Origin of the sequence: Streptomyces spectabilis, from assembly GCF_008704795.1 — a bacterium.
Taxonomy (GTDB): domain Bacteria; phylum Actinomycetota; class Actinomycetes; order Streptomycetales; family Streptomycetaceae; genus Streptomyces; species Streptomyces spectabilis.
Window position 1 is genome coordinate 7,251,217 of sequence record NZ_CP023690.1, and the last position, 18,010, is coordinate 7,269,226.

Sequence of the window (18,010 nt, forward strand, 5' to 3'; positions counted from 1 at the left end):
CGTCCTCGTGACGCGCCTTCGCATCCTCCTTCGACGTCGGAGTCATGGCCCCGTCAGGGTCGCGCGAACCTTCTGATCAGCGGGTTCAGAGCTACATTTGAGGTTCGGGCCGGTCGGTGTTGACGGTGCCCGGGGCCCCGGGCGAGGGCCGTGAGGTGCCGGAGGTGTCGCCGGTCGGACCGGCGGGGGCGGGCTCCGGGGGGCGGCCGCTCGGCGGCGGCGGTCCGGTGGGGCTGGCCGTGGCGGTCGCGGCGTTGCCGTTCGCGATCGCGTCGAAGTCCACGAAGCCGGTGCCCTCCAGCATGGTGATGTGGTCGAGGACCGTCTGGTTGGCGTCCGACGCGAGCTGGCGCACGAGGGAGTTGCGGGTGCTGTCCCGCACCTGCGCGATCAGGCTGAAGACCTTGCCGTGCGCGACGCGCAGCAGGTTCGCGAACTTGCGCTGGTACGTCTCGCCGCTCGCCTCGGTCAGCTCCTTGAGCCAGCCCTGCTGCTGCTCGCTCGGCTGGTTGGGCAGCTCCACGTTCAGCTGCGCCGCGATGCCGCGCACCCGCTCGTCGAGGTCGGTGTGCCCGACGATCAGGTGGTCACCGGCCTCTTTGATGGCTTTGGTGGGCGCGCGCTCCACGGCCTGCTGCCCGGCCGGCAGCTCCCAGAGCCCGGCGAGCCGCACCTTCACGAGGAACTCCCGGTCGGTGGCCGACAGCGGGCCCCAACGCGTCGACACGCTCCCGGCGTTGAGGTTCGCCTGGCCCGTGCCGGAGCGGTCGGCGTACGACCACACGGGGAAGGCGAGCGCCCCCACGGTGACGACGAGAGCCGCGATGATCAGGGCCGTACCGTTGATGTGCCTGATGGGCATAGTGCGCCGCAAGGTGCCTCCCGGGCCGCAACATGACTGCTGACCAAGCCGCTTGGTGGTACGGGAAGGTACGGGAGGGGCGGGGCAGCCGTTCACGACAGTGCCCGGCTGTGACGGGAGTCACCCGCCGCCCTGGAGTGTCACCGGCGCGGGCCCCGGCGCATGTGGGAACTCCACAAGCGCGGCCCGGGTCTTTCGTACCTGGCCGCACTCGTACGGATCCGGGCCGGGCGGCTGGAATTTGACGCATGGCCGACACGCCCGGCGAACCCAGTGCCACACTCCGTGCCAGGGGCCCGCGGGGGCCGGAGTGCCCCCTGCGCGCCGAGGCCGTGCGGCTGCGCGACGAGGCGACGCTGCGGGTGCGGCTCGCGGACCGCAGGGCGCTGTGGTGGGCGGTGGTCGACGTCGTCCTCGGCTTCCCCGCCGCCCTGCTCGCCGGGGTCTCCGGTGCTGCGGGCCTCGCCACGGCGGACGCCCGGGTGCCCGCGGCCTTCCTCGCGCTGTTCTCCGCGGGCCTCGCCGCCGGGGCGGGCTTCCTGCGCAGCGACACCCGTCGCGTCGCCAACAAGCGTGCCCGCAAGGCCTGGGCGGCCGTGCAGGACGAGGCGGCCATCGCCCTCGCGCACGACCGCGTGGACGACGACGCGATGCGCGTCCTCTGCGAGAAGCGCCAGGCGGCGCTGTCGGCGTACGAGGGCGACGACGGCCCGAGGTAGCCCGGCGGGGCCCGCCGCCCGGCGAGGTGCCCCGCCGCGCGGGGTGGCCGACGCCGCGGCGCACACCCGGCCGGGCCCGGCGTGGAGTGGTGCGGCTGGGTGGGTGGTGCCGCCGCTGCCGCGGCGGTGGTTTCCCGCCCGCCCACCCGTACCTCCCGGGCCTCGGCGGCCGGGCCAGGCCCGTGTCCCTCTCCGGGAAGCGGCGGGTCGTGGTGTCGCGCGTGAGCGCCGCGGCACCGGGCAGTCGGGGCGTGGGCCGGGGCGAGTTCGTCGCGTCGGTCAGGGGGTCCGTAGGGCGGGGTGGTCGGCGACCACCGTGCAGGAGCCGGGGGCGATCTCCGTGTAGCCCGCGTCCCGTACCACCGGCAGGCCGCTGAGGGTCAACTCCCGCCAGCGGGACGCGGGCGCGGTCCGTACCGCCAGGGGGAAACCGGCGTCCCGCCACGCCGTCCGGTCCGCCGCCGTCAGGTCCCACCAGGCGAGCTGCGCGCCGTGGCCCGCCTGCGCCATCGCCTTGCCCGCCGACATCGTCACCTCGGGGCTCAGCCAGAGCACCGGCGTGCCCGGCTCCGGGGCCACCGGCGGCTCCGGGTCCTCCAGGTCCGTGCCCGACACCTGGAGACGGGCCAGGTCCTTGGGCCAGCCGTCGAGGGGGACCGGCGGATAGACGCGGACCTCGGCCGCCCCGCCCGCCACCGTGATGCCGTCGAGGGCTTCCGCGCGGCGCCACTCCGCGCCCCGCGCCCTGCGCACCACCTTGCGGATGCGGGCGTCCTGCCAGTCCCGCACGGCCGTCGCCCACGCGCCGTCGCCGAGGGAGCGCTCGTCGCTGAGGATCGTCAGGACCGCGCGCGCCGCCGTCTCCAGGGCGTCCGTACGCGCCGGGGGAGCCGCCTTCTCGATGCGGGCCACCAGGGGCAGCACGTACTGCGGCGCCTCGTCGCGCGCGGTCGGCTCGGCACGGAAGGGGCTGTCGATCTGGGGTTCGTAAGCGCTCACCGAACCAGTCTGCCAGGGACGCCGGACACCCCCCGGGGCCGGTGCGCGAGGATGAGCCGCATGGGACGCACGGGAGACAGCGGCAGCGACCCCGCCGACGCCGCGATACGACTGCACGACGCCGGACGCCGCTACGGCCTGCGCGGCCCCTGGGTGCTGCGCGAGGTCGGCCTCGGCGTGCGCGCCGGGGCCCTGACCCGCGTCCAGGGCGCGAACGGCACCGGCAAGTCGACGCTCCTGCGGCTCCTCGCCCGCATCGACGCCCCGACCGAGGGCCGCGTCCACGGCCGCCCGCGCACCGCCTACGTCCCCGAACGCTTCCCGGCCGCCCTGCCGTTCACCGCGGCCGACTACCTCACGCACATGGGCCGCGTGCACGGCCTGACCGGCGCGGCCGCGGCCCGGCGCGCCCACGAGTGGCTCGACCGCTTCGGCGCCGGTGCCCACGCGCGCACGCCCCTGCCCGAACTGTCCAAGGGCAGCAGCCAGAAGGTCGCCGTCGCCCAGGCCCTGCTCGCCGAACCGGGCCTGCTCGTCCTCGACGAGGCGTGGACGGGCCTGGACGCCGCCGCCCGCGACGTCCTCGACCGCGCCGTCGCCGAACACACCGCCACCGGCGGCGCCGTCGTCTTCGTCGACCACGACCCGCGACGGCTCGCGGGGCTCGCCGACGAGACGTACGAGATCTCCGGCACGGGCGTGCGCCGCCGTACGGAGCAGACCGCTCCGGCCCCGGCGGCCGCGGGCCCCACCGTGGTCATCGAGGTGCGCGGCCCGCTCGGCGCACGCCTTCCCCCCGGCCTGCCGGGGACGGCCGAGCCGGGCCCGGATGCGGACACCCGGCGCCTCCTCGTCGCGGCGCCGCAGTCGGACCTGGTGCTGCGGGAACTCCTGACGGCGAGCCCGCCCTGGCACGTCGTCGGCGTACGCGCGGCGGAGGAGCGGCGATGACGACGGCCCTGCTGCGGTACCAGACCGCCCTGCTGCTGCGCTCCCAGCGCTGGCTCGCGCCGGTCATCCTCTACGCGGTGTTCCTCGCCGTCGGCGTCCAGGGCGGCCAGCCCGTGCTCGACTCGCTCGCCTACGCGGCGGCGGCCCTGCTGCCCGTGACGGCCTGGCTCGTACGGATCTGCGTCACCAACGAACCACCGGCGGCGCGCGGTTGCACCGCGGCGGCCGCGGGGCCCGGGCGCGCGCACCTCGCCGCGCTGCTCACCGCCTTCCTGGCGGCGAGCGCCCTCGGGGCGGCGGCCGCCGCGGCCGTCGCCGTCATCAGCGACGCGGCGAGCACCGACCACCAGACCGCCGTGGCGCGCGGCCCCGCCGCCGCTGCGGGGCTGCTCGCGATGCTGGTCAGCGCCCTGCTCGGCACGGCCGTCGGCGCCCTCACCAGCAGGCCGCTGCTGCGCGCGCCGGGCCGGGCGGTCCCGGCCCTGCTGCTCGTCGGCCTGCTGGCCCTGGTGACCACGGGCTCGCCCGCCAAGTCGGTGCTCACCGACCTCACGCGCGGTTCGCGCGAGGGCGTGGTGCCGGTGCCGGTGGGCGCGGTCGCGGCGGCCCTCGCCCTCGCCGCGGCGGCGGTGGCCCTCGCGTGCGGCCTCTGCGCCCGCCGGGAGTGAGCCCGGGGCCGTCAGCCGGAGCAGGCCGTGCGCTGCGCCTCCTGCCACGCGCAGACCGGGCACAGCGTGATGCCCTTGTACGACTCCGGGTACTCCGTGGGCTCCCGGCACAGCACGCACTCGGCGAACGGGGGGCCGTCGGCCGTCGCCGGGCCGTCCCCCGCGGGTGCGGTGCCGGGGGCGCAGTACCCGCCGCCGGTGTCGGTGCCGTTGTCGTCCGCCATGCCCACCAGCCTAGTTCCGGGCGCGGGCGGCATCGATCTGCTCCGACACCTTGACCAGGCGGAAGCCGCGCTCGCGGAGCTCGGGCACGATGCGGCGCAGCGCGCGCTCGGTGGCCGGGGCCGCGCTGCGCGTGCAGTGCATGACGACGACCGAGCCGGGGCGCACCTCCCGCAGGACCTGGCGCGCCACCGCGTCCGGGTCCGTCGCGAAGGCGTCGCCGCTCACCACGTCCCACTGCACCGCCGTGACGCCGCCCGGGGCCAGGGCGCGCAGCGCGGCCCGGTCGTAGCAGCCGCCGGGGAAGCGGAAGTACGGCACGGTCCGGGTGACGCCCGCCCGCCGGAAGGCGGCGAACGCGCGCTCCACGTCGGCGCGCATGCGCTCGCGCGGCAGCGTGGGCAGGCCGTAGCAGTCCGCCGTGAAGGCGTAGTGGCTGTAGGAGTGGTTGGCCACCTCGAAGAGCGGGTCACGGCCGATGTCCCGGGCCTGGGCCGGGTACTCCTCGGCCCAGCGGCCCGTCATGAAGAACGTCGCGGGGACCTTGAGGCGGCGCAGCGTCGCCACCAGGGCGGGGTTGTCGAACCGCTCGCCCGAGGTGGCCCGGGGGCCCTGGTCGGCGGTCATGTCGGCGTCGAAGGTGAGGGCCACGGCGGGCCGCTCCCGCCGGGCGGGCGCCTTGCTGAACACCGGGGTCAGACCCTGCGGGCCCGGCGCGAGGGTGGGCGGGGCGTTCCGCCCGGCGGGGGCGGCGGGCCGGTCGGGCCTGGGGGCGGACGCGGGGGCTTCGGGCGCGGTGCCGCAAGCCGTGAGGGCGGCGCCGAGGGCGAGGAGCGTGAGGAGGGAGGTCCACGTCGAAGTACGAGTGATCACACGGGGACGGTATCCGCATACAAGCGGTAAATCGGGCAGGCGGCATCGGTGCAGCGGTGTCGTCGTGGGGCCGTTTGGCCTGGTGGGCACGGTGTGTCATCGTCCTGGGGGCGCCCATCGGCGCCCAGGGGATCCCGAGGAGTTGACGAAGCCTTGCTGTCTGAGGTGCCTGACCTGCCCGGCATCGGCTGGACCGAGCCCACGGGGGAGGCCGGGGCCGCCCGCTGGCACTCCGAGAGCGGCCTGCCCGCCCCCAAGCGGGTGATCGTCGCGGACGACCGGATGAAGGCCGACAAGGCCTACCGCCTGGCCTGCGAGGGCACCGCGCTGCTGTGGCGCGGTGACTACCAGGGCGCGCGCCAGCTCCTGAAGGCCCTGGGGCGGCGTCTCGACCGGCTCGCCCCGAAGCCGGGGTCGACCCCCGCGGAGACGTTCCACCGGCACCGCCAGGCCCGTGGCCACCGCGCCCGGGTCCTCGGCATGCTCCTCGTGGTCCTGGAGGAGGACCACGCCCTTGACCTGCGCCGCGCCCCGGACGTGCGCGAGGCGTGCGCGCAGGCGTACGGCCCGGCCCAGGGGCGCACGGTCGTCTCGCTGCGCGAGCTGCTCGGCGTGATCGGCGCCCACGAGTGGCGCAAGAAGGGCGTGGAGATGCCCGCCGCCGGCGGCCGGATCCACCCGCACTACGGGGTGTTCTCACCGATCCGGGGCGAGTACGTGGACCTGGTGGCCGAGGCCCCGCTGCCCGCGCCCGCACGGCTCACGACCGGTACCGCCTTCGACCTCGGCACCGGCACCGGCGTGCTCGCCGCCGTCCTCGCCCACCGCGGCCTCGGCCGGGTCGTCGCCACCGACAGCAGCCCGCGCGCCCTCGCCTGCGCCCGGGACAACGTGGCGCGGCTCGGCCTCACCGGCCGGGTCGAGGTCGTCGACGACGGCGCCCTGTACCCGCCGGGCCGCGCCGCGCTCGTCGTGTGCAATCCGCCCTGGCTCCCGGCCCGCCCCACCTCCGCCGTGGAGCAGGGCGTGTACGACCCGGACAGCGCGATGCTGAAGGCGTTCCTGGCCGGGCTCGCCGACCACCTGGAGCCGGCCGGCGAGGGCTGGCTGATCATCTCCGACCTGGCCGAGCACCTGGGCCTGAGGACCCGCCAGGAGCTCCTGGACGCCTTCGGCACGGCCGGGCTCCGCGTCGTGGACCGGCACGACGCGAGGCCCCGGCACCCGCGCGCGTCGGACCCGGGCGACCCGCTGCACACGGCCCGCGCCGCCGAGGTCACCTCCCTGTGGCGGCTCGCCCCGGCCTAGAGCCCACCCCGGCGGCTCCAGCGAAGCGCTAGCCGTGCCAGGGACCCGTCACGGCGAACGTCGTCCCGGGCGTGTAGCAGTTCACGTACATCGTGCGGTGGTCGGGCGAGAAGGTGACGCCCGCGAACTCGCCCCACTCGGGGTCCTGCGGGGTGCCGATGTTCTTCGCGTTGCGGGCCATCGCGTACACCCGGCCGCCGCGCGTCACGCCGTACACGTGCTGGGTGCCGCCGCCGTCCTCGCACACCATGAGGCCGCCGCTCGGCGTCAGACAGATGTTGTCGGGGGACTCGCCGGGGAGCTGGACGTCGGTGTCCGGGCCGAAGACGATCACGAGCGTGAGGCAGCGGCGCGCCGGGTCGTAGCGCCACACCTGGCCGTAGTGGTCGCCCGCCGAACCCTCCGTTCTGCGCGCGTAGCTGGACACGAAGTACACGCAGCGGCCGCCCCAGTAGCAGCCTTCGAGCTTCTGCGCGTGCGTGATGCCCTTCGGGCCGAAGTCCTGGTTGCGGATGGGCGTGGACACCGCGAGCGGGTCGGGCACGTCGACCCACTCGACCCCGCGGAAGGACGCGCCGGTCTCCTGGACGGCCGACAGGTCGGGCAGGCCGGGCACGCGCATCGCCTGGAGGCGGCCGCCCGCGCGCAGCGAGCCCCTGCCGCCCCCCGGCCGGTCCGGCAGGAAGCGGTAGAACAGGCCGAACGGCTTCTGGAAGGCGTCCTCGGTCTCGTACACCACACCGCGCCACGGGTCGACCGCGATCGCCTCGTGCTGGAAGCGGCCCATGGCCGTCAGCGGGATCGCCCCGGTGCGGCGCGGGTCGACCGGGTCGACCTCGAAGATGAAGCCGTGGTCCTTGGTGTAGCCGTTCGTCCCGGCCTTGTCCTCGGTCTCCTCGCAGGTCAGCCAGGTGCCCCAGGGGGTCGGGCCGCCCGCGCAGTTGACGGCGGTGCCCGCGATGGCGACGCGCTCGCCGAGCACGTCGTCGTCGCGGTCGAGCGCGAGCGCCGTACAGCCGCCCTTCGCGGCCGGGTCGTACGTCAGCCCGTCGACGGTCGGCACGCCGATCTTCGCGGTGACGCGGTTCTCGTGGTTGCGCACCAGGTGGACGCCGCCGCGGCGGCCGCGGAAGGCGGCCATGCCGTCGTGGTTGCTGGGCACCTTGCCCTCGCCGGAGCGCAGCGGGTCGCCCTCGCGGGAGAGGACCTTGTAGCGGAAGCCCTCGGGCAGGTCGAGGAGTCCGTTCGGGTCGGGCACGAGCGGGCCGTAGCCCGCCCTGCCCTGGGCGGCCGCGGTGGCCGTGCCCGCGAAGAGCTCCGAGAGGGCGCCGGTGAAGGCGATCGAGGCCCCCAACGCTCCGGTGCGGGCGAGCACTTGACGTCTGGTCGCGCTGGGTCGTGTTTCGGACATGCGGGCAACCTCCTGCTGGCGGACAGGACATGACCCGTTTGTGTGTACCACGCGTCTCAGCCGTTAACGAGCCCCTTGGCGTCGCGCGCGAGCGCCGTCAGCCGCGAAATCGCCCGGAAGTACTTCTTTCGGTACCCGCCGTTGAGCATGTCCTCGCCGAACAGCTGGTCGAAGGGGACGCCGGAGGCGAGCACCGGCACCTCGCGGTCGTAGAGCCGGTCGGCGAGCACCACCAGGCGCAGCGCCGTCGACTGGTCGGGCACCGGCGTGACGTCGGTGAGGCAGACCGCCGTGAGGTCGTCGGTGAGGGCGCCGTACCGGCTCGGGTGGACGCGTGCCAGGTGGTCGAGCAGCTGCGGGAAGTCGTCCAGGCTCGCGCCCGCCGTCGCGTACGCGGCCTTGGTGACCTCCTCGTCGGTGTACGGGGCCGGGGCCTCGGGCAGACCGCGGTGGCGGTAGTCGTCGCCGTCGATGCGCAACGTCCTGAAGTGCGCGGACAGGCCCTGGATCTCGCGCAGGAAGTCGACCGCGGCGAAGCGGCCCTCGCCCAGCTTGCCCGGAAGGGTGTTGGAGGTCGCGGCGAGCGCGACGCCCGCCTCGACGAGCTTGCGGAGCAGCGAGGACACCAGGACCGTGTCGCCCGGGTCGTCCAGCTCGAACTCGTCGATGCACAGCAGCCGGTGCCCGCTGAGGGTCTTGACCGTCTGCTGGAAGCCGAGCGCGCCGACCAGGTTCGTCAGCTCCACGAACGTGCCGAACGCCTTCAGCGACGGCTCCGCGGGGGTGGCGTGCCACAGGGACGCGAGCAGATGGGTCTTGCCGACGCCGTAGCCGCCGTCCAGATAGACCCCGCGCGGACCGGAGGGCGCGGCCTGCTTGGCCCGCCCGAACCACCTCCGCTTGCCCGAGCCGCTCGCGTGGGCCCCGCCGAGCCCGCCCGCGAAGGCACTCAGGACCCCGACGGCCTCGGTCTGGCTCGGCTGCTTCGGGTCCGGAATGTACGTATCGAAGCGGACCGAGTCGAAGCGCGGCGGCGGCACCATCTCGGCGACGAGGCGGTCCGCGGGCACGTGCGGCTCGCGGGCGCACAGGGAGAGGGGGCCCGCTTCGGGTATGGGGCTCTGCCCGGAGGCGGCGGTGGAGGCTGACACGTCTATCCACTCTAGGCCGCGTAGGAGCCGTGTAAGACTGCCGGGCATGCGACGCCTGTTCCCTGTGACCGATCAGACATCCGAAACCGCCGGAATGCCGGGTTCTTCCGTCGATCGCGAGTGGACCCTCGACGAGCTGGCCGAGGCCTACGCCTATCCGGACCGGGAGGGCCCCTGGCTGCGCGCCAACATGGTCTCCACGCTCGACGGCGCGGCCCAGCACGACGGCCGCTCCCAGGCCATCTCCGGCGCCGCCGACATGCGGATCTTCGGCGCCCTCCGGGGCCTCGCGGACGCCGTCGTGGTCGGGGCCGAGACGGTACGCCAGGAGGGTTACCGCCCGGCCCGCGCGCGCGAGGCCTTCGCCGCCCGGCGCGCCGCCGCGGGGCAGCCGCCCGCGCCCGCCGTCGTCGTGCTCAGCGCGAGCCTGGAGCTGGATTTCACCCTGCCGCTGTTCACCGCGCCGCTGACGCCGACGCTCCTGGTGACCGGGGCCGCGGCGCCCGCGGACCGGGTGGAGGCCGCGCGCAAGGCGGGGGCGGAGGTCGTGCTCGCCGGCGAGGGGGCGGGGGCGGAGCCCGCCCGGGTGGTCGCGGAGCTCGCCGAGCGGGGGTTCGCGCGGCTGCTCACCGAGGGCGGGCCGCGCCTCCTCGGCCAGTTCGTGGCGGCGGGCGTGCTCGACGAGCTGTGTCTGACGGTGTCCCCGATGCTCACCGCGGGCGAGGCGCAGCGGATCGCGGTGGGGCCCGGCGCGGCGGTGCCCGAGCGGTTCGCGCTGGCGTCCGTACTGGAAGAGGCCGGGTTCCTCTTCACCCGATACCGTCGGTCCTGAGAATCAGCGGAATCCCCCGTTCCGTTTCGCTTCGGCGGGGCACACTAAAGTGCGCAGCCCCCGCCTCGGGGCGGGGCAGGATGGTTTCCGCAGGGGCCTTGTCCACGGCCCACGGAGGAGAAGGGCGCCTGTCGTGTTCACAAGCGTATTGATGATCGAGAAGGCCCTGACGTCCGCCGACGTGGAGTTCGTCACGACCTTGCACGGCGACGAGCCGGTCACCTTCCACGTGCTCCTGCAGCCGCGCGGGGACCAGGCGGACCGGCTGCTGCGGGCGATCGACGACGTGGCGCTCGGCGAGCTCGACGAGGCCGTGCGCGAGGGGAGCGTGCCGGAGGGCGACGAGGCCGTCGGCCCCGGCGAGCAGGCCCTCCAGGTGTCCCTCACCGCCCTGCGGGCGGCGGGCAGCGCGGCCGAGGGCAAGCTCATCGAGGACCACCCCCTCGACGCCCTGCGCGAGCTCGTCGACGCGTCCGGGGCCGACGAGGTCATCGTCCTCACCGACCCCCACTACGTGGAGGAGTTCTTCCACCGCGACTGGGCGTCCCGGGCCCGGCACAAGGTCGGCGTACCGGTCCTGAAGCTCTTCTCGCACAGCGAGAAGTAGGCGAGGAGCGGGCGAGCGGGGGCGGGCGCGGGCGCGACCGGTGCGTCCCCGGTGGGACGGATAGGGTGGAGACGCTCATGTCACCGTCACACCTCTCGGGAGAGAAGATGGCACCCGGCCTCCCCTCCGCCATGCCCCGACCGCACTTCATCGGCATCGGCGGCGCCGGAATGTCGGGCATCGCGAAGATCCTCGCCCAGCGCGGCGCCCGCGTCGCGGGCAGTGACGCCCGGGACTCCGCGACCGCGGCGGCCCTGCGCGAACTCGGCGCGACGGTGCACATCGGGCACGCGGCGGAGCACCTGGCGGACGATGCCAGCTGCGTCGTCGTCTCCTCGGCGATCCGCGCCGACAACCCGGAGCTGGCCCGCGCCGCGGAGCTCGGCATCCCGGTCGTGCACCGCTCGGACGCGCTCGCCGCGCTGATGGAGGGCCTGCGCCCGCTCGCCGTCGCGGGCACGCACGGCAAGACCACCACCACGTCCATGCTGGCCGTGAGCCTGTCCGCGCTCGGCCTGCACCCCTCGTACGCCATCGGCGGCGACCTGGACGCCCCGGGCTCCAACGCGGACCACGGCACCGGCGAGATCTTCGTCGCCGAGGCGGATGAAAGCGACCGCAGCTTCCACAAGTACGCGCCCGAGGTCGCCATCGTCCTGAACGTGGAGTTGGACCACCACGCCAACTACGCCTCCATGGACGAGATCTACGAGTCCTTCGAGACGTTCGCTGACAAGATCGTCCCCGGTGGCACGCTGGTCGTCGCCGCCGACCACGACGGTGCGCGGGAGCTGACCCGGCGCCTCGCCAAGCGCGGCACGGACCTGCGGATCGTCACCTACGGCGAGTCCGCCGACGCCGACGTGCGGATCACCGACGTGACCCCCCAGGGCCTCAAGAGCGAGGTCACCGTCCTCCTCGACGGCACCGAGCTGCGCTTCGCCGTGTCCGTGCCGGGGCGCCACTACGCGCACAACGCGGTCGCCGCGCTCGCCGCGGGCGTCGCCCTCGGCATCCCCGCCGCGGAGCTGGCCCCGGCCCTGGCCGCCTACACCGGCGTCAAGCGCCGCCTCCAGCTCAAGGGCGAGGCGCGCGGCGTCCAGGTCATCGACAGCTACGCGCACCACCCGACGGAGATGACCGCCGACCTGGAGGCGATGCGCGGCGCGGCGGCGGACGCCCGCCTGCTCGTCCTCTTCCAGCCGCACCTGTTCTCCCGCACCCAGGAGCTGGGCCGCGAGATGGGCGAGGCCCTGGCGCTCGCCGACGCCTCCGTCGTCCTCGACATCTACCCCGCGCGCGAGGACCCGATCCCCGGCGTGACCAGCACGCTCATCATCGAAGCCGCCCGTGCTGCGGGCGCCGACGTACGGGCCGCGCAGGACAAGGAGAGCGCGCCGGAGCTGATCGCGGGAATGGCGCGCCCCGGTGATCTCGTTCTCACCATGGGAGCGGGCGACGTCACGGACCTCGGCCCGCGGATCCTGGACCAGCTGGCCCGGTAGGGCCACCGCGTACATCGCGTACTCACGCAACACGTAAGGGGATGCGTTCCATGTCGTACGACGTCGAGAAGCCCGACGAGCAGTGGCGTGCGGAGCTGACCCCCGCGGAGTACGCCGTCCTGCGCCAGGCGGGCACCGAGCCCGCCTTCCGGGGCGAGTACACGGACACCAGGACCAAGGGTGTCTACTCCTGCCGGGCGTGCGGCGCGGAGCTGTTCACCTCCGGCGAGAAGTTCGAGTCCCACTGCGGCTGGCCGAGCTTCTTCGACCCCAAGGACAGCGACGCCGTGGAGCTGCTCTCGGACACCTCGCACGGAATGGTCCGCACGGAGGTCCGCTGCGCCCGCTGCGGCTCCCACCTCGGCCACGTCTTCGAGGGCGAGGGCTACCCGACCCCGACGGACCAGCGCTACTGCATCAACTCCATCTCACTGCGGCTGACTCCCGACGAGGGCTGACCGGCCGCCGGTAGCGTGGCGGGCATGTCGCCTGCCGGAGCCTCGCGGTCTGCCGACGTGACCTGCCCCGGGTGCGGCGCGCCCCGGACCGTCGCGGTGGACGACGCCGCCGTCGGCAGGGGCCTGCGCCGGCGCCTGGCGAGGGCGCCGCTGCCCGCCCGCGAGGCGCTGCTGCACGCCGCCGAGGGCGCGCTCCTGGTCGCCCTCACGCTCGGCTGGGCCGCCATGGGCCGGGACCAGGGCAAACCGCTCTACGTGATCGGCGCCCTCGCCCTCACGGCGGTGGTCGCCGTCGTCACGTCCGCCGTCGTCCGCGGCGACCTGCGCGGACGGCTCGCCGTACGGGTGGGGGCGGCGCGGGCCGACCCGTACTGGAAGGCGGCGCGCCACTGCCCCGGCTGCGACACGGTGTTCTGCCCCCGGGGCACCCCCTGGCGGGGCGCCCTGACCCCCGAGCAGTTCAAGAAGCTGGTGTGGACGCAAGGGGGCTACGCCGACCGGCTCGCCCCCGGCGACGGGGCGCGCGCCGCCGAGGTGCCGCCCGGGACCGTGGCCGGGCGGGGCTGAGACCTCAGGAGAACGCCACCGCGCGGCACGGGGCGGTGGACGCCCGCGACGGCGAGCCGTCAGCCGACGAGCGTCAGGCGCAGCGACTTGAGGCCGTTGATGAAGTGCGAGACAAGGCGGGCGGGCGGCGCGGCCAGGCCGATTCCGGACGTGGCGGCGAGCGACTCCTCGTACAGGACGGTCAGTTGCAGCCGGGCGAAGTGCGCGCCCAGGCAGACGTGCGGGCCGTCGCCGAACGACACGTGCGGGTTCGGCGCCCGCGTCAGGTCGAGCCGGTCGGGGTCGGCGAAGGCGCGCTCGTCGCGGTTGGCGGCGGCGTGCAGGACGACCACCTTGTCGCCGCGCCGGATCCGCCGTCCGGCCAGCTCGGTGTCGCGCGCGGCGGTGCGGCGGAAGCTCAGCACCGGCGGGTGCCAGCGCAGCAGTTCCTCCACCGCCGTGGCCATCGGGGCCCCGCCCGAGCGCAGCCGGCGCTGCTCGTCCGGGTGCTCGGCGAGCGCGAGGAGCCCGCCGGGCGCCGCGCCGCGCACGGTGTCGTTGCCCGCGACCGTGAGCAGGAAGAAGCACATCTCCAGCTCGGGCGCGGTCACTTCGGGCGTGGTGGCGAGCGTGGTGAGGACGTCGTCGCCCGGGTGCCGCCGCTTGTGCGCCGCGAGTTCGCCGGCGTACGCGAACATGTCGCGCAGCAGGGCCGGGGAGCGCGGGTTCACCGGCCGCCCGTCCGCGCCGACGACCGGGGCGCCCGCCTCGTCCGGGTCCTGGTAGCCGATGACGCGCCGCGTCCAGTCCAGGAGCAGGCCCCGGTCGGACGCGGGCACGCCGAGCAGGTCCGCGAGGTTGAGGAGCGCGTAGTCGTCGGTGACGGTCGCGACGACGTCGCAGTCGCCGTCCCCCGTACGGGCCCCGGCCACGGCGTCGGCGAGCAGCGAGCGCGCCCGCCGCCGGGCGAGGTCCTCGAACCGCGCCACCCGGCGCGGTGTGAACGCCCGGCTGACCACACGGCGGAGCCCGCCGTGGCCGGGAGGGTCCTGGTTGAGCATCATGCGGCGGATGAACGGCAGGTCGTCGGGGTCCGGGTCGCGGATCTGGGTGGCGCCCAGGTGCGAGGAGTACGCGCTCGCGTCCTTGAGCACCGCCGTCACGTCCGCGTGCCGCGACACCGCCCAGAAGCCGGGGCCCGCGGGCCAGCCGAGCACGGCCGGCTCGTCCTGCCAGGCCACCGGGTGGTGGTCGCGCAGGACGCGGTAGCGGTCGTACGGCACGGCGCGCGCGTACAGACGCGGGTCGAAGACGTCCGGGACCTCGGCCTCGATTTCGTTCTCGGCCTCGGCCTCGTTCGCGGCCCCGACGCGGGGCCGCTCGCGTGCGGCGGGCGGATCGGGGGTCACGCGCCGCCGGTCCCGGCGCCGCCCGTCTCCGCCGTGCCGTCGTCCGCCCGCAGGAAGTCCTCCACCACGCGGATCAGGTCGAGCGGCGTCTCGTCCATGGGGTAGTGGCCCGCGCCCGGCAGCTCCACCAGCTCGCCGTTGGGGAAGGCGGACAGCCAGGTCCGCCGCATGAGGTCCGCAGACAGGGCCGGGTCCAGGGCCCCGGCCACGGCGAGCGCGGGCACCGGTGAACCCGCCACGCGGTCCTCGAAGTCGTTGCCCGCCCACGAGTCGAGCCAGGCGCGGAACGCCTTGGCGTCGCTGCACGCGAAGGACCGGTCCACCATGCGGCGCAGCCACGCGGCGGGGCGCCTGCCGCCCGTCGTGACGTCGATGATCGCCCGGCGGCTGTCCGCCGCGTGCCCGGCCGACTCGAACAGCTCCCGCTGCTCCGGCGGCATCGCGACGCCCGACGCGGGCACCGGCGTGATCCCCACGATCCTGCGCACCCGCTCCGGCGCGTCGGCCAGGACGTGCTGCGCCACGCCGCCGCCCATCGAGTGCCCGACCACCGAGAACCGCTCCCAGCCGAGGTGGTCCGCGAGCGCCACGACGTCGGCGGCGGCCTCGGCCGTCGTGAACGCCCCGGGCACGTCCAGCGCCTCGCCGTAGCCGCGCAGGTCCACCACGGCGCACGCGAAGGCGCCCGTGTCCAGGTCGGCGAGGACCGGCGCGTACGCCGACCGGTCGGCGAACCAGCCGTGCACGGCGATCACTTTGTGCGGGCCTTCGCCCACCAGGTCATGAGGCAGCGTGAAGGAGGTCACGCCCGTCACGATGGCCGCGAATCCCGGGCCGCGCAAGAGCGCGGCCCGGCCCCGCGCGGGCCGTTCCCCGCGGCCCCGGCGCGGCCGGATTTCCCCCCGGTGGCGGGAAGTTGGCCGTCCGCCTGCGAGGGGCGCCCCCGGGTGGTCAGAATGTGGCATGGCCATCCGCCGCCTCAGCTACCGGTTCGACGAGGAGCCGGTCACCGGGGCCCTCCGACTGATCCCCGTCCCCGCGTCCGCGCCCTCGTCGGCCCTGTCGGTGCCCGCCGACGGGAGCGGACGCGAGGACCAGGGACAGCTCCGGGAGTGGGCCGAACTGGCCATCGGCGCCGGGCACACCCGCAGCCGCGGCCACTCGGGCGACGGACCCGGCCTCAGTTACAGCAGGCTGCCGGACGGCGGCAGCCTGCTGTGCACCACGGCCGCCGACGGCGGCGTGGCGGCCTACCACCTGACCGAGGCCGACACGACGGCCCGGTTCGCCGAGGAGTGGCCGATCACCTGGTGGGAAGCGGGGGCGGACCGCTTACCCGCGCTGTCGCCGCGGGACGCGCCCGTCGCCGTCGGCCCCGGCGAGGCCGCCGTCCGCCACGCCGGTCTCGTCGCCTTCGCCCGCGCCCACGAACCTCGCGTCGCCCCCTTCCTCGCCGACGTGCGCCGCCTCTTCGACGACCCGGCGGGGCGGCAGCTCGTCGTCGCCGAGGAGAGACCCGACGCCGTCGCCCGCTGGATCGCGCTCGCCTGCGCCTCGCTGCCCGCCGCGTACGTGCCGGCCCTGACCTTCACCACCGGCGCCGCGGAGCCGGGGCGCGCCCCGCAGCACATCGTCGGCATCGGGCCCGACGCCGACTTCGACCGCGACGACCCCACCGTCCTGGACCACCTCTACCGCGTCCACGACGGCCTCGGCGGGCCCGGCAGCCCGCCCCGCGCCGACACCTGGGCCACCTGGACGGCCCGCCTCTGGCTCGCCGGGGAGCCGCTGCCCACGACCGGCGCCGCCGACGGCGACCCCTTCGCTGCCGGGCCCCTCGTCCCGCACCTGCTGCGCGCCGGACTCCTCACCGGGCGCGAGCTGACCGGCCTCGACGGCGACTCGCTGCGGGCGGCCGTCGACACCCTCGTCGCGGCCGTGACCGACGGCGCCGCCGCCCCCGGCGAACTGCTCGCCGTCTGCCACGACCTGCACGCCCACGACCCCGCCGCCGCGGCCCCCCTCGTACTCGCGCTCGCCCGGCACCGGCTCGGCGCCGTACGCCCCGCGGACCTGCCCGGCGAACTGAGCGCCGTCTGCGCCGAGTTGCCCCTCAGCGCCGCGGCCGGGCGGGCCCTGCGCGGCGAGTACGGAGGCGACGCCGACGAGGCGCTGCGGCGCGCCCTGCGCGACCCCGTCGACACCTGGGCCGAGCCGCTGCGCCTGGCCCTGGCCGTCGGCGCCGACGACGGGCGCGGCCTCGGCGACGCCGTCGACCGGCTCGCCCGCGCCCTGCGCGACCCCACCGGGATCGACCGCGCACCGGCCGTACGGGTCCTGGACGACGTCGGCAGCGAAGCGCTGACCCGCCGCGTCCTTCGTCGGCTCGCCGACGCCACCCACAGCCGCCGCCTCGACCTGCTCGTGGAGCTCGCCGACTCGCCGTACGGCGACTGGCTGCGCCGCAACCTCCACGAGGACGCGCCGCTGCCCCTGCGCCTGGCCGAGGCCGCCGCCCGCTGGCGGGCGGGCGGCGGGGGCCTGCGCGGCATGGAGCTGTTCGCGAAGCTCACCGAGGTCCTGCCGCGCCGCCGGGTCACCGACGCCGAGACGCTGAAGCAGATGTGGTGGCTGGTCTGGGGCAGCTCCTGCCCCGCCCCGGGCGAGCTGTCGTGGGTGGCCCACACCTGCACGGTGCGGCTGCTCGTCGGCGCCGGGTACGGCCTGCGGATGACGGGCCTGCTCGCCGCGCCGGACGGGGTGGACAGGGAACTCGTCGGCTTCGCCGCCGGACTGCTGCACGAGAAGCAGCTCTCCCGGGGGCACCGCGCCACCGCCGAACTGCTCGTCCTCGCCCAGGACCTTGCCGACGGCCGCAAGGCCCTGCCCCAGGGCCTCAGGCGCTTCGAGGCCCTCCGCGTCGACGCGAGCCCCCTCGACGTCACCGTGCGGCGCGGCGTGTTCCGGCTCGTCGCCCGCGCCCTGGCGCACGCGGACGCGGACCAGCTGGCCCGCCCGCCCGCGTTCGACCAGCTGGTCGCCGCCGGGCCCGAACTCCTCGACCCCTACCGGGCGTTCATGCTCGACGAGGGCCGCAGGAGCCAACTGGAGCGCGAACTCCCGCTGCGGCCCGCCGAGGTCGCCGCCTACTACTACGTGTGGCGCAGGCGCGAGCGCCGCGGCATCAGCCACGACTGGCAGCGCGTCGCCGCCGAGCTGCTCGACGAGATCCTGGGGCCCGTCGCGGCCCGCCTGGACGACCGGCAGCTCTCCGACGTGGCCGACGTCATGGCCAAGCGCCAGGGCGGCCTCGACCGCGTCCGGGAGTGGAACGCCTGGCGCAACAGCTTCCGCGCCCGCTGACGGCCGCGCACGCCGGGGCGAAACCGGCGACCCGCGCCCCGGCGTCCCTACGTACCGACGGATCCCCCTGGAGAGGGCCAGCGTGAACCAAGCCGACCACAGCAGTGACACCACCGAGATCGTCGA

At 75.4% G+C, this 18,010-nt stretch carries 18 protein-coding genes; 10 read left to right on the forward strand and 8 right to left on the reverse strand.

The annotated features are described in order from the left end of the window. Positions 1–91: 91 nt before the first annotated feature. The gene (locus CP982_RS31780) at positions 92–856 is read right to left on the reverse strand and encodes a DUF4142 domain-containing protein (protein ID WP_184925328.1); all 765 of its coding nucleotides are present in this window, start codon (positions 854–856) and stop codon (positions 92–94) included. A 254-nt stretch (positions 857–1,110) separates the two neighbouring features. On the opposite strand from CP982_RS31780, the gene CP982_RS31785 reads away from it, so the two are divergent. Next, positions 1,111–1,581 (forward strand): hypothetical protein, encoded by a 471-nt coding sequence (locus tag CP982_RS31785; protein ID WP_229878659.1) that lies wholly within the window; start codon positions 1,111–1,113, stop codon positions 1,579–1,581. Positions 1,582–1,860: 279 nt separating this feature from the next. Here CP982_RS31785 and CP982_RS31790 read toward each other — a convergent pair whose 3' ends face one another. Further along, positions 1,861–2,580, reverse strand: coding sequence for a peptidyl-tRNA hydrolase (locus CP982_RS31790; RefSeq protein ID WP_150513595.1), 720 nt, complete (start codon positions 2,578–2,580; stop codon positions 1,861–1,863). Between the two features lie 60 nt (positions 2,581–2,640). Between CP982_RS31790 and CP982_RS42705 the strand changes: the two genes are divergently transcribed. Beyond that, on the forward strand, positions 2,641–3,531 hold the full coding sequence (locus CP982_RS42705) for an ABC transporter ATP-binding protein (protein WP_229878658.1): 891 nt from the start codon (positions 2,641–2,643) through the stop codon (positions 3,529–3,531). Further along, positions 3,528–4,199: an ABC transporter gene (locus tag CP982_RS42710; RefSeq protein ID WP_229878650.1), complete on the forward strand. Its 672-nt coding sequence runs from the start codon at positions 3,528–3,530 to the stop codon at positions 4,197–4,199. Before CP982_RS42705 ends, CP982_RS42710 begins: the two co-directional genes overlap by 4 nt. Before the next feature lie 11 nt (positions 4,200–4,210). Here the strand turns inward: CP982_RS42710 and CP982_RS31800 are convergent, their stop codons facing one another. Both CP982_RS31800 and CP982_RS31805 read right to left on the reverse strand, forming a co-directional pair. Beyond that, positions 4,211–4,423, reverse strand: a complete 213-nt coding sequence (locus tag CP982_RS31800; protein WP_150513596.1) for a hypothetical protein — start codon at positions 4,421–4,423, stop codon at positions 4,211–4,213. Positions 4,424–4,433: 10 nt separating this feature from the next. Further along, a complete protein-coding gene (locus CP982_RS31805; RefSeq protein WP_229878648.1) occupies positions 4,434–5,294 on the reverse strand; it encodes a polysaccharide deacetylase family protein in 861 nt (286 codons plus the stop codon). Between the two features lie 165 nt (positions 5,295–5,459). On the opposite strand from CP982_RS31805, the gene CP982_RS31810 reads away from it, so the two are divergent. Next, positions 5,460–6,602, forward strand: coding sequence for a methyltransferase (locus CP982_RS31810; RefSeq protein ID WP_372503528.1), 1,143 nt, complete (start codon positions 5,460–5,462; stop codon positions 6,600–6,602). A 28-nt stretch (positions 6,603–6,630) separates the two neighbouring features. On the opposite strand, the gene CP982_RS31815 is transcribed toward CP982_RS31810, so the two are convergent. Both CP982_RS31815 and zapE read right to left on the reverse strand, forming a co-directional pair. After that, entirely contained in the window at positions 6,631–8,013 is a 1,383-nt protein-coding gene (locus tag CP982_RS31815) for an alkaline phosphatase PhoX (RefSeq protein ID WP_150513597.1), read from the reverse strand. 56 nt (positions 8,014–8,069) lie between these two features. After that, on the reverse strand, positions 8,070–9,164 hold the full coding sequence (gene zapE, locus CP982_RS31820; protein WP_184925316.1) for a cell division protein ZapE: 1,095 nt from the start codon (positions 9,162–9,164) through the stop codon (positions 8,070–8,072). Positions 9,165–9,210: 46 nt separating this feature from the next. Between zapE and CP982_RS31825 the strand changes: the two genes are divergently transcribed. The 5 genes from CP982_RS31825 (at position 9,211) to CP982_RS31845 (ending at position 13,133) form a co-directional block, all read left to right on the forward strand. Then, positions 9,211–9,996 (forward strand): pyrimidine reductase family protein, encoded by a 786-nt coding sequence (locus tag CP982_RS31825; RefSeq protein WP_372503445.1) that lies wholly within the window; start codon positions 9,211–9,213, stop codon positions 9,994–9,996. A gap of 133 nt (positions 9,997–10,129) precedes the next feature. After that, complete coding sequence (locus CP982_RS31830; RefSeq protein WP_150513600.1) at positions 10,130–10,603, forward strand: indole-3-glycerol phosphate synthase; 474 nt, start codon at positions 10,130–10,132, stop codon at positions 10,601–10,603. 107 nt (positions 10,604–10,710) lie between these two features. Further along, positions 10,711–12,108 carry a UDP-N-acetylmuramate--L-alanine ligase gene (gene murC / locus CP982_RS31835; RefSeq protein ID WP_150513601.1) on the forward strand — a complete coding sequence of 466 codons (1,398 nt, stop codon included), beginning with the start codon at positions 10,711–10,713 and terminating at the stop codon, positions 12,106–12,108. Between the two features lie 50 nt (positions 12,109–12,158). Continuing rightward, complete coding sequence (gene msrB, locus CP982_RS31840) at positions 12,159–12,566, forward strand: peptide-methionine (R)-S-oxide reductase MsrB (RefSeq protein ID WP_150513602.1); 408 nt, start codon at positions 12,159–12,161, stop codon at positions 12,564–12,566. Positions 12,567–12,590: 24 nt separating this feature from the next. Next, positions 12,591–13,133: a hypothetical protein gene (locus tag CP982_RS31845; RefSeq protein ID WP_229878639.1), complete on the forward strand. Its 543-nt coding sequence runs from the start codon at positions 12,591–12,593 to the stop codon at positions 13,131–13,133. Between the two features lie 59 nt (positions 13,134–13,192). On the opposite strand, the gene CP982_RS31850 is transcribed toward CP982_RS31845, so the two are convergent. Both CP982_RS31850 and CP982_RS31855 read right to left on the reverse strand, forming a co-directional pair. Beyond that, positions 13,193–14,446 (reverse strand): cytochrome P450, encoded by a 1,254-nt coding sequence (locus tag CP982_RS31850; RefSeq protein WP_150515813.1) that lies wholly within the window; start codon positions 14,444–14,446, stop codon positions 13,193–13,195. A 71-nt stretch (positions 14,447–14,517) separates the two neighbouring features. Beyond that, the gene (locus CP982_RS31855) at positions 14,518–15,327 is read right to left on the reverse strand and encodes an alpha/beta fold hydrolase (protein ID WP_150513603.1); all 810 of its coding nucleotides are present in this window, start codon (positions 15,325–15,327) and stop codon (positions 14,518–14,520) included. Positions 15,328–15,484: 157 nt separating this feature from the next. Here CP982_RS31855 and CP982_RS31860 point away from each other — a divergent pair, with 157 nt between their 5' ends. Further along, on the forward strand, positions 15,485–17,884 hold the full coding sequence (locus CP982_RS31860) for a GTPase-associated protein 1-related protein (RefSeq protein ID WP_150513604.1): 2,400 nt from the start codon (positions 15,485–15,487) through the stop codon (positions 17,882–17,884). Positions 17,885–18,010 lie beyond the last annotated feature (126 nt).